Origin of the sequence: Streptomyces sp. NPDC088387, from assembly GCF_044753385.1 — a bacterium.
Classification (GTDB): Bacteria; Actinomycetota; Actinomycetes; order Streptomycetales; family Streptomycetaceae; genus Streptomyces.
Window position 1 is genome coordinate 66,924 of record NZ_JBIVNC010000025.1, and the last position, 11,963, is coordinate 78,886.

The window sequence follows — 11,963 nt, forward strand, 5'->3', positions numbered from 1 at the left end:
GGACGGCCCATCGGTCGCCCGGTCTCCCCTGGTCGCGCGACCCGCGGCCCGCAGAAGGAGTCAGTGTTGAACAGTAGTTCAGCCCACAGACGCACCCCCCACCGTCGTGCCGCTGCCGTCGCCCTCGTCGGTGTCGCCGCCTTCCTCGCCGCCGCCGTCCAGGTCGGTGCCGCCTCCGCGGCCCCCGACCAGGCACCCGCGGCGCCGGTGACCAAGGCCGACCCCGGCTCGCTGCCCGCCCAGCTGACCCCCGCGCAGCGCACCGCGCTGATACGCGAGGCCGACGCCGACAAGACCGCCACGGCGGCCGAACTCGGCCTCGGCGCCAAGGAGAAGCTGGTCGTCCGCGATGTCGTCAAGGACCAGGACGGCACCGTGCACACCCGCTACGAGCGGACCTACGAGGGTCTGCCCGTGCTCGGCGGCGACCTGGTCGTCTCGACCGAGAAGAACGGCACGACCGAGGGCACCGTCAGGGCCACCCGGGCGAAGATCCAGGTGCCGTCGCTGAAGGCGACCGTCGCCGGTTCGAAGGCCGAGGCGCAGGCGCTGGGCGAGGCCCGCGCCGAGAAGGCGAAGAGCCCCGAGGTCACGGACGCGCCCCGCAAGGTGATCTGGGCGGCGAACGGCACTCCGACTCTGGCCTACGAGACCGTGGTCGGCGGTCTCCAGCACGACGGCACCCCGCAGGAACTGCACGTCGTCACCAACGCCACCACCGGGGAGAAGATCTACGAGTGGCAGGCGGTGCGCAACGGCACCGGCAACACCACCTACAGCGGCTCGGTCCCGCTGACGACGACCCAGTCCGGGACGACGTACAACCTGACCGACGGTGCGCGCGGCAACCACCGCACGTACAACCTGAACCGGGGCACCTCCGGCACCGGCACGCTCTTCTCCGGCCCGGACGACGTCTGGGGCAACGGCACCTCCTCCAGCGCGGAGACCGCCGGCGCCGACGCCCACTACGGTGCGGCGCTGACGTGGGACTACTACAAGTCCCAGGGCCGCAACGGCATCCGCGGTGACGGGGTCGGCGCGTACTCGCGCGTCCACTACGGCAACAACTACGTCAACGCGTTCTGGTCCGACAGCTGCTTCTGCATGACGTACGGCGACGGCTCGGGCAACGCGAACCCGCTGACGTCGATCGACGTGGCCGGCCACGAGATGACCCACGGCCTGACCGCGGCGACCGCCGGCCTGATCTACAGCGGCGAGTCCGGCGGCCTGAACGAGGCGACCTCCGACATCTTCGGCACGGCCGTCGAGTTCTACGCCAACAACTCCTCCGACGTCGGTGACTACCTCATCGGCGAGGAGATCAACATCAACGGCGACGGCACACCGTTGCGGTACATGGACCAGCCGTCCAAGGACGGCGCGTCGCGGGACAGCTGGTACTCCGGCATCGGCTCCATCGACGTGCACTACTCGTCCGGCCCGGCGAACCACTTCTTCTACCTCCTCAGCGAGGGCAGCGGCGCCAAGGTGGTCAACGGCGTGAGCTACAACTCGCCGACCGCGGACGGCCTCCCGGTGACCGGCATCGGCCGCACCAAGGCGGAGCTGATCTGGTTCAAGGCGCTCACCACCAAGTTCACGACCACCACCAACTACGCGGCGGCGCGCACCGGCACGCTGGCGGTCGCCAGTGAGCTGTACGGCGCGACGAGCCCCGAGTACGCGGCGGTCCAGAACGCGTGGGCGGGCGTCGCGGTCGGCAGCCGTCCCGGCGTTCCCGGCGGTACGTCGTTCGAGAACGCCGCGGACGTGGCGATCCCGGACAACGGCGCGGCCGTGAACTCGGCCATCTCCGTGACCGGCCGGACCGGCAACGCCCCGGCCAGCCTCCCGGTGGAGGTCGACATCGTCCACACCTACATCGGTGACCTCCAGGTCCAGCTGATCGCGCCCGACGGCACCGCCTACACGCTCAAGGCCTACGGCGTCGGCGGCAGCGCGGACAACATCAACACCACGTACACGGTGAACGCCTCCTCGGAGGCCGCCAACGGCACGTGGCAGCTGAGGGTCCAGGACAACGCGAACGTCGACACCGGCTACATCAACAGCTGGAAGCTGACCTTCCCGTAACGAACCCGTCTACGGCGGCACCCACGGCCACTCCGGCCGTGGGTGCCGCCATAGGCTTTGCCGCATGTCCTTCACGTACGTGGATGTCGGCGCGACCCGCGACCCCGGCTTCTGCCCGCCCGGATTCCACCGGATGCAAGTGCGCACCCGCATCGGCGAGGGCCGGGCCCTGTTCCGGCGGGCCGCCGAGGCGGTGGGCAGCTGGGAGATGCACCGCGCGATGGGTGTCGGCATAGACGCCGGTGCCGAGCGGGCGGCCCCGGACGTCGATGTCACCGTCACCCTCGCCGGTCTGATCCGCGCCCCCTGCCGCGTCGTCTGGACCGTCGACGAACCCCGCCGCTCCGGCTGGGCCTACGGCACCCTGCACGGCCACCCCGAGTGCGGGGAGGAGTCCTTCGTCGTCGACCGCACCGGCGACGGCACGGTCTGGCTGACCGTCACCGCCTTCAGCCGCCATGCCAAGTGGTACGCCAAGGCGGGCGGCGCCGCGACCCGCGGCCTCCAGCACGCCTACGCCCGCCGCTGCGGAGCGACCCTGCGCCGCCTCTGCGCCGACCTCGACGAGGCCTGACCCGCGCCGCCCCCCATCGGCGCGGGCCTGCGCCCGGCGGATGCGGGTCAGCGGGTGCGCTGCTCCCAGCGGTAGGTGGCGTAGGAGTTCGCCGGCACCTTCACCACGAACGAGGTGCGGCCGACCACGATCCGCACCGAGCTCTCGGTGCTGTTGCCGTTGCCGAGCACGGCCACCATGCCGTCCCTGCCGTGCTGGTACACGACGTTGCTGACCCCGCCCTCGGCGGCGCTGGACTCCAGGCGGACGTCACCGGGCGAGAGATAGCGGGCGAACTGCCCGATCGGGTAGAGCTCGTCGCGGACCGTGAAGTCCCGGGTCGTGGTGTTCACCTTGACCAGGCGGTCGGGCCACTTGGTGGTTCTGCCGACCTCCTCCCAGTCGACGTTGTTGTCCCGCGCGGGCGTCCAGTGCAGGGTTCCGCCGTCCTGGTCGGTGGCCTGCGCCCACAGCACGTAGGAGCTGGCGTCGAGCCGGAAGTAGTCCAGGATCGTCGCCGGGTTGAGATCGCTGGTCTCCGTCATGTGCACCGGCTTGCCGGTCTGCTCGAAGGCGTCGCGCATGACCTGGGGGTCGCCCCAGTAGGGGTGGAAGGCGATGCCGTCGGTGGCGTTCTGCACCTGCTTCCCGGTCACCGAGCCGTCCGGCGCGTCCTCCAGGATGCGGTGGTAGTTCTTGGTCTGGGTGCTGTTCGGGTCGCGCCAGTCCCAGAAGTTGAAGTCATGGACGTACAGCTGGGTGTTCAGCCGGGCCGCCTTCAGCTCCTTCTTGATGGCGAGGGCCAGCTTCTGCTGCTGCGGGACGCTGATGTCCATCGCCGGGTAGACGACGTCCATGCCGGGCTCGTTCAGCAGGGTCAGCGCGTCGACCCGGACGCCGCGCTTGGCGTACGCCTGGACGAACTTCACGTAGTAGCGGGCGAAGACCTCGATGCAGTCGTCGCGCAACTTGCCGGCCTGGTAGTACTCCGTGGTCGAGCCGGGCTTGAGCTGGACCTCGCCGGTGAACCGGTTGTTCGTCTTCATCCAGGCCGGCGCGCTCCACGCGGACGCGAAGAACGTGGCCTTCGGGTTGTAGCGCTGGATCAGCTTGACGGTGTCGACGATGTGCAGGTCGATGTCGCGCTGGATGGAGAAGTACTTCAGCCCGAAGTCCTCGGTGACGCCCTCGGGGAGGTCGTCCGCGGACCAGAACGGCAGGTGCTCGATGAGGTCGGGGCTGCCGATCGTCAGCCGGAACCGGTCCAGGCCCGCGCCCTTCTTCGGGTCGACGAGCAGCCGGATCGCCTCCTCCCGCTCGGCCCGGGTCAGCTTCCAGAGGTTGGAGACACTGGTCTCGTCTATGGAGAAGCCGACGCCCGCGTACTTCTGGCGCAGGGTGCCGGGGTCGGCGACGACGGTGGCGTCGGTGGCGGCACCGGTGTCGTTGCCGGTGCGCACGGTCGGCAGGGACTGCCAGGTGTGCGCGGCGCCGGTGGAGTAGGTGCCGGTCACGGGGGTGCCGTGGTGGGAGGTGGCGGCGGGGGCGGCCGACGCCGAACCGACGATGGTGGCCAGGGTCGTGAGCGCTGCGGCTGCTCCGACGAGGGAACGCGTCACGGGGTCCGTCCTTCCTGAGGCTACGCGGGAGTTGCGTGGGGGATGCGCGGTCCGGATCGAAACAGCCGCCCCCAGTTATGTCAATACGTGAAGGAAGGTTTGAAGCAAGGCGTGAAGGAAGGGTCGGTCCGTGGCGTCGGCCCGTGCGGGAGCCGAACCCGGCGCTGCCGCCCGGACATGACCGCGCCCCGGCGGTCGCCTTCCGGCGCCCTCCGGGGCGGGTCCCACGGCGGTGGGCGCTACCGCATCAGCACCCCCGCCGCCTCCACCAGTTCCTCCGCCGGCTCCGCCACCAGGCCCAGCTCCGCGGCCGAGGCGAGCAGCCGGTGGGCCGGCAGGATCCGGACCGTGTAGCCGAACGGGCCGGTGCGGTCGAGCGAGAGGGGACCCTCGTAGGACCAGCGGCCCTCCGTGTCGGGGCCGCCGACCGGCTTCAGCGGGACCGTCGCCGCGTCCGCGATCCGGTCCTCGGAGTCGACCCGGCCGGAGACGGCCTGCACCTCGACGTCGTCGGGCCCGAGTTCACCGAGCGCCACCCGGACCCGCAGCGAGACGGACGTGCCGAGTTCCGCGGTCGCCGTGGCCTCGGACGTCTCCACATGGTCGACGGTCACCGCGTGCCAGGCGCCGCGCACCCGGTCCTTCCAGCCGGCGAGTTCCCGGGCCGAGCCGGTGTCCAGGGCGCGGTGGGCGCGGGCCGCGGGCGCGTAGAGCCGCTCGACGTACTCCCGGACCATCCGGCCCGCGAGCACCTTCGGGCCCAGCAGGGTCAGCGTCCGGCGGACCATCTCGATCCAGCGGTCCGGCAGCCCCTCCTGGCCGCGCTCGTAGAACCGCGGGGTGATCCGCTGCTCCAGCAGGTCGTACAGCGCCGACGCCTCGATGTCGTCACGCCGGTCGGCGTCCGTGGCCGCGCCGTCGGCCGTGGGGATGGACCAGCCGAAGTCGGGCTGGTACCACTCGTCCCACCAGCCGTCCAGCACCGACAGGTTGAGGCAGCCGTTGAGGGCGGCCTTCATACCGGAGGTGCCGCAGGCCTCCAGCGGGCGCAGCGGGTTGTTCAGCCAGATGTCGCAGCCCGGGTAGAGCTTCTGCGCCATCGCCATGCCGTAGTCGGGCAGGAACACGATCCGGTGCCGCACCCGCGGGTCGTCGGTGAACCGGACCAGTTCCTGGATCAGCCGCTTGCCGCCCTCGTCGGCGGGGTGCGCCTTGCCGGCCACCACGATCTGCACCGGCCGCTCGCGGTGCAGCAGCAGGTCCATCAGCCGGTCCCGGTCGCGCAGCATCAGCGTGAGCCGCTTGTACGAGGGGACGCGCCGGGCGAATCCGATGGTGAGGACGTCGGGGTCGAGGACCCCGTCGATCCAGCCCAGTTCGGCGGTGCCGGCGCCGCGCTGGCGCCAGGACGCCCGCAGCCGTTCGCGGACCTCCTCCACCAGGTGCTCGCGCAGGGTGCGGCGCAGCTCCCAGATGTCCTGGTCGGCGATCTCCGCGACCGCGTCCCAGCGTTCGGCGCCGCCCTCGGTGAACGCGGCCTCGGTGCGCTGCGCGCCGAGTGTCCTGGCGCCCAGGCGGTACACCTCGGGCGCGATCCAGGTCGGCGCGTGCACCCCGTTGGTGACCGAGGTGATCGGCACCTCCTCGGTGTCGAAGCCCGGCCACAGCCCGGAGAACATCTCCCGGCTGACGTTGCCGTGCAGCAGCGAGACGCCGTTGGCGCGCTGCGCGAGCCGGAGGCCCATCACGGCCATGTTGAAGAGGTTGGGCTCGCCGCCGGGGTAGGTCTCCATGCCGAGCCGCAGAATGCGTTCGACGTCAATGCGCGGGAGTTCCGCGGCGGCGCCGAAGTGCTGCGCGACCAGCTCGCGGTCGAAGCGGTCGATGCCGGCCGGGACGGGCGTGTGGGTGGTGAAGACGGTCCCGGCGCGGACCGCTTCGAGGGCCGAGTCGAAGTCGAGCCCGGCGTCGCACAGTTCGGCGATCCGCTCCAGGCCCAGGAACCCGGCGTGTCCCTCGTTGGTGTGGAAGACCTCCGGCTCGGCGTGGCCGGTGAGCCGGCAGTACGCGCGGACCGCCCGGACACCTCCTATGCCGAGCAGCATCTCCTGGAGCAGCCGGTGCTCGCTGCCGCCGCCGTAGAGCCGGTCGGTGACGCCGCGCTCGCCGAGGTCGTTCTCCTCGACGTCGGAGTCGAGCAGCAGCAGCGGGACCCGGCCGACCTGGGCCAGCCAGATCCGGGCGCGCAGAAAGCGGCCGCCGGGCAGCGCGAGCATGACCTGCGCGGCCGTGCCGTCGGCCTCCTTGAGCTGGACCAGCGGCAGCTCGTTGGGGTCGAGGACCGGGTAGTGCTCCTGCTGCCAGCCGTCGCGGGACAGCGACTGCCGGAAGTAGCCGTGCCGGTAGAGCAGGCCGACGCCGACCAGCGGCACACCGAGGTCGCTGGCCGCCTTCAGATGGTCGCCGGCGAGGATGCCGAGGCCGCCGGAGTACTGGGGCAGCGCGGCGGTGATGCCGAACTCGGGCGAGAAGTAGGCGACGGCGGCGGGGAGTTCGCCGGCCGGCCGGCTCTGGTACCAGCGGTCGCCGGTCAGATAGTCGTTGAGGTCGTGGGTGACCGCGCCCAGCCGGCTCAGGAAACCGGGGTCGGCGGCCAGTGTCTCCAGCCGTTCGGTCGGCACACTGCCGAGCAGCCGGACCGGATCACCGTCGCAGGCGGCCCAGTGTTCCGGGTCGACGGACTGGAAGAGGTCTCGGGTCTCGGCATGCCAGGACCAGCGCAGATTGCGCGCCAGGTCGCTCAGGGGGTGGAGGGGTTCGGGGAGAACGGGTCGGACGGTGAATCGACGGATCGCCTTCACATTCCACCTCGGCGCTTCGCTGGATGACGCCGGCCAGGTGGGCCGGCGCCGGTTGAAAAGGTACCGGTGTCTTGCCTGCCGTCGCTGGGAGCTTCGCCCCCGAGCACCCCCTTTCTGCCTGAACGGCCAGTCCTCTTTCTGCCTGAACGGTCGGTCCTCGGGCGCCACCCCGGCCAGGGTGGCCGATGCCCCCGTGGCCGGAGTGGCCGATTCCGGACCGGCAGGCCACCTTGTCGTACTTCGCGACGCACGAGAGGCTGCCCACGTAGTCGAGGAGGGGAACCACGACCATGGCTCGGACGCGGGCACGCCGTCCGCGCCGGGCGGGGGGTCTGACCGCGGTGGTGTGCGCCGCGGCGGTCACGGCTTTCGCCCCGCCCGCGCAGGCGGCACCACCGGAGGGGCCGATACTCGGCGCCGGCGCACCCGGCTCCGTGAGCGGCAGCTACCTCGTGACGCTCAGAGCGGGAGTCCCGGCCCCGTCGGCCGCCGGGAGAGAGGTCGCCGCCCAGTACGGGGTGACCGTCAGCCACACCTACGGCACGGTCGTGAACGGTTTCGCCGTGCGGGCCGACGAGAGACAGGCGCGGCGGCTCGCGGCCGATCCGCGGGTCGCCTCGGTCGCCCAGGACACCCGCGTGGTCGCCGACGGCACCCGGCCCGACCCGCCCTGGGGCCTGGACCGCGTCGACCGGCCCGCCCTCCCGCTGGACCGGGCGTACACCGCGCCGGACTCCGGCGGCAAGGGCGTCACCGTCTACGTCATCGACACCGGCGTCCGTGTCTCGCACCGGGACTTCGGCGGACGCGCCTCCTACGGCTGGGACTTCGTCGACGGCGACAGGAGTGCCGGCGACGGCAACGGGCACGGGACCCATGTCGCCGCGATCGCCGCCGGCACGGCGTACGGCGTGGCGAAGAAAGCCGAGGTGGTCTCCGTGCGGGTCATGGACAACCAGGGTTACGGTACGACCTCCCAGGTCATCGCCGGGATCGACTGGGTCACCCGGCACGCCCGCAAGCCGGCGGTCGCCAATCTGAGCCTCGGCACCCGCCCCAACGGCCAGCTGGACGCGGCCGTACGCAATTCCATCGCGTCCGGTGTCACCTACACCGTCGCCGCCGGCAACAGAGGGCGGCCCGCGGGGCTCGCCTCGCCCGCCGGTGTCGGGCAGGCGATCACCGTGGGCGCCACCGGGCCGACCGACGCGCGGGCGGGTTTCTCGAACTACGGGGCCGCCGTCGACCTGTTCGCGCCGGGGGTGTCGATCACCTCGGCCTCGCACCGCGGCGACACCGCCACGGCGGTGTACTCGGGCACGTCGATGGCGTCTCCGCACGCCGCAGGCGCCGCTGCCCTGTATCTCTCCGGACATCTGAAAGCCTCACCCGCTTCAGTCGCGAGGGCTTTGGTGAAGGGGGCTGTTTCGGGCAAGGTGTCCGGAAGGGGCCTTGGCTCACCGAACAGACTTCTCCAGGTTCCGCGTTCGTAGCGGAGCACCGCCCGAGCCGGCCCCGTTCGCCGTGGACGGGGCCGAACTTCTGCGCATACATACGCGCGAGTAGTTAACAAAGCGCCGGATTGCCCACCCGAAGAGGGTGGGAAGGCTCCAGCGGGACGCCCCGCTGACAACAGGGGCCGACCCACCCCCAAGACAGCCATCCGCCCACCCTCGTTTACGCGGACAGGAGCGGTGATGCCCGCAGCGCACCACTCGTCGGCCCTCCCGACGCCCAGTACGAACGCCCTCGCCCGACCCGCCGCGGCCGTGCCGCCGGCCCCGGAACCCCCGGCCGGCCGCACCTCCGTCGGCCGTATCCCCGTCCTCGACGTCCGCCCCTTCGTGCGCCGCGGGCAGCGGCCCGCCAAGGCCGTGACCGGCGAGTCCTTCGAGATCTCGGCGACCGTGTTCCGCGAGGGACACGACGCCGTCGCCGCCAACGCGGTGCTCGTGGACCCCGACGGCAACCGCGGACCGTGGACGCCGATGCGGGAGCTGGCGCCCGGCAGCGACCGCTGGGGCGCCCAGGTCACCGCCGGACTGCCGGGCCGGTGGACGTACTTCGTGGAGGCGTGGAGCGACCCGGTCGCCACCTGGCGCCACCACGCCCTGATCAAGGTCCCGGCGGGGATCGACGTGGGCCTCGTCCTGGAGGAGGGCACGCGGCTGTACGAACGGGCCGTCGAGGGGGTCCCGGAGGGTCCGGAACGAGCCATTCTGCGGGCTGCCGTGGACGCCCTGCGGGACGAGACGCGGCCTGCCTCGGCCCGGCTCGCGGGGGCGCTGACGCCGGAGGTGGAGGCCGTGCTCGCGGCGCGTCCGCTGCGGGAGCTGGTGACGTCGTCGGAGCCGTTGCCGTTGCTGGTGGAGCGGGAGCGGGCGCTGTTCGGGTCGTGGTACGAGTTCTTCCCGCGTTCGGAGGGCACCCCCGAGGAGCCGCACGGCACCTTCCGCACGGCGGCCCGCAGGCTGCCGGCGATCGCCGCGATGGGCTTCGACGTCGTCTATCTGCCGCCGATCCACCCGATCGGGACGACGTTCCGCAAGGGCCGCAACAACACCCTCTCCCCCGGCCCGGAGGACGTGGGTGTGCCGTGGGCGATCGGGTCGCCGGAGGGCGGGCACGACGCGGTCCACCCCCGCCTGGGCACGCTGGAGGACTTCGCCTGGTTCGTACGCACCGCGCGGGGCCTGGGTCTTGAGGTGGCGCTGGACTTCGCGTTGCAGTGCTCGCCGGACCACCCGTGGGTGGAGAAGCACCCGCAGTGGTTCCACCACCGGGCCGACGGCACCATCGCCTACGCGGAGAACCCGCCGAAGAAGTACCAGGACATCTACCCCATCGCCTTCGACGCCGATCTGGACGGGCTGGTCGCGGAGACCGTGCGGGTGCTGCGGCACTGGATGGACGTGGGCGTGCGGATCTTCCGGGTCGACAACCCACACACCAAGCCGGTCATGTTCTGGGAGCGGGTGATCGCCGACATCAACGGCACCGACCCCGACGTCATCTTCCTGGCGGAGGCCTTCACCCGACCCGCGATGATGCGCACGCTGGGAGAGATCGGCTTCCAGCAGTCGTACACCTACTTCACCTGGCGGAACACCAAGCAGGAACTGACGGAGTACCTCACCGAACTCTCGCAGGAGACGGCCTCCTCCATGCGGCCGAACTTCTTCGTGAACACGCCGGACATCCTGCACGCGTTCCTCCAGCACGGGGGCCGCCCGGCGTTCGCGCTCCGGGCGATCCTCGCCGCCACGCTCTCCCCCACCTGGGGGGTGTACTCGGGCTACGAGCTGTGCGAGAACGTGCCGCTGCGAGAAGGCAGCGAGGAGTATCTGGACTCCGAGAAGTACCAGCTCAGGCCCCGTGACTGGGAGGCCGCCGAGCGCGAGGGCCGCAGCCTCTCCCCGCTCCTGACCCGGCTGAACACCATCCGGCGCAACAGCCCGGCCCTGCGCCAACTGCGCGATCTGCACTTCCACCACGCCGACCAGGACGCGGTGATCGCGTACTCGAAGCGCCACGGGTCGAACACCGTTGTGGTGGTCGCCAACCTCGACCCCCACCACACCCAGGAGGCCACGGTCTCGTTGGACATGCCGCAACTCGGCCTGGACTGGCACGAGACCGTGCCGGTGCGCGACGAGCTCACCGGCGAGACCTACCACTGGGGCAGGACCAACTATGTGCGACTGGAACCGGGCACCCGCCCCGCGCACATCCTGACCGTCCTGCGACCGTCCACCCCGCAGATCGGAGGGTCACCCACAAAATGATCGTCAACGAGCCCGTCCCTGACACATTCGAGGACACCCCGGCGAAGGACCGCGACCCGGACTGGTTCAAACGCGCGGTCTTCTACGAGGTACTCGTCCGCTCCTTCCAGGACAGCAACGGCGACGGCGTCGGCGACCTCAAGGGCCTGACAGCCAAACTCGACTACCTCCAGTGGCTGGGCGTCGACTGCCTCTGGCTGCCCCCCTTCTTCAAGTCGCCGCTGCGCGACGGCGGCTACGACGTCTCCGACTACACGGCGGTCCTGCCCGAGTTCGGCGACCTGGCCGACTTCGTCGAGTTCGTGGACGCCGCCCACCAGCGCGGTATGCGCGTGATCATCGACGTCGTCATGAACCACACCAGCGACCAGCACCCGTGGTTCCAGGAGTCCCGCAAGGATCCCGACGGCCCCTACGGCGACTACTACATGTGGGCCGACGACGACAAGCAGTACCAGGACGCGCGGATCATCTTCGTCGACACCGAGGTGTCGAACTGGACCTTCGACCCGGTGCGCAAGCAGTACTTCTTCCACCGCTTCTTCTCCCACCAGCCGGACCTCAACTACGAGAACCCGGCCGTGCAGGAGGAGATGATCTCCGCGCTGCGGTTCTGGCTGGACCTGGGCATCGACGGCTTCCGGCTGGACGCGGTGCCCTACCTGTACGCGCAGGAGGGCACCAACTGCGAGAACCTCCCCGCGAGCCACGACTTCCTGAAGCGGGTCCGCAAGGAGATCGACGCGCACTACCCGGACACCGTGCTGCTCGCCGAGGCCAACCAGTGGCCCGAGGACGTCGTCGACTACTTCGGCGACTACGCCTCCGGCGGCGACGAATGCCACATGGCGTTCCACTTCCCGGTCATGCCGCGCATCTTCATGGCCGTCCGCAGGGAGTCCCGCTACCCGGTCTCGGAGGTGCTGGCGAAGACGCCGGCCATCCCCGCCAACTGCCAGTGGGGCATCTTCCTGCGCAACCACGACGAGCTCACCCTCGAAATGGTCACGGACGAAGAACGCGACTACATGTACGCGGAGTACGC

7 protein-coding genes are annotated in these 11,963 nt (G+C 70.9%); 5 read left to right on the forward strand and 2 right to left on the reverse strand.

The window, feature by feature from the left end:
- Nucleotides 1–66 precede the first annotated feature (66 nt).
- A complete protein-coding gene (locus ACIQAC_RS39495; RefSeq protein WP_402200355.1) occupies nt 67–2,100 on the forward strand; it encodes a M4 family metallopeptidase in 2,034 nt (677 codons plus the stop codon).
- Between the two features lie 64 nt (nt 2,101–2,164).
- Complete coding sequence (locus tag ACIQAC_RS39500; protein WP_402200358.1) at nt 2,165–2,674, forward strand: DUF1990 domain-containing protein; 510 nt, start codon at nt 2,165–2,167, stop codon at nt 2,672–2,674.
- A 47-nt stretch (nt 2,675–2,721) separates the two neighbouring features.
- Here ACIQAC_RS39500 and ACIQAC_RS39505 read toward each other — a convergent pair whose 3' ends face one another.
- A complete protein-coding gene (locus ACIQAC_RS39505) occupies nt 2,722–4,272 on the reverse strand; it encodes a glucosidase (RefSeq protein WP_402200360.1) in 1,551 nt (516 codons plus the stop codon).
- 239 nt (nt 4,273–4,511) lie between these two features.
- The gene (locus ACIQAC_RS39510; protein ID WP_402200363.1) at nt 4,512–7,133 is read right to left on the reverse strand and encodes a glycosyltransferase family 1 protein; all 2,622 of its coding nucleotides are present in this window, start codon (nt 7,131–7,133) and stop codon (nt 4,512–4,514) included.
- Nucleotides 7,134–7,423: 290 nt separating this feature from the next.
- On the opposite strand from ACIQAC_RS39510, the gene ACIQAC_RS39515 reads away from it, so the two are divergent.
- The 3 genes from ACIQAC_RS39515 to ACIQAC_RS39525 all read left to right on the forward strand — a co-directional run.
- A complete protein-coding gene (locus ACIQAC_RS39515) occupies nt 7,424–8,626 on the forward strand; it encodes a S8 family peptidase (RefSeq protein WP_402200365.1) in 1,203 nt (400 codons plus the stop codon).
- Between the two features lie 204 nt (nt 8,627–8,830).
- Nucleotides 8,831–10,918, forward strand: coding sequence for an alpha-1,4-glucan--maltose-1-phosphate maltosyltransferase (locus ACIQAC_RS39520; RefSeq protein WP_402200367.1), 2,088 nt, complete (start codon nt 8,831–8,833; stop codon nt 10,916–10,918).
- Nucleotides 10,915–11,963: alpha-amylase family glycosyl hydrolase (locus ACIQAC_RS39525; RefSeq protein ID WP_402200369.1), on the forward strand; the 1,049-nt coding region annotated here is incomplete at its 3' end. The genes ACIQAC_RS39520 and ACIQAC_RS39525, both read left to right, overlap by 4 nt.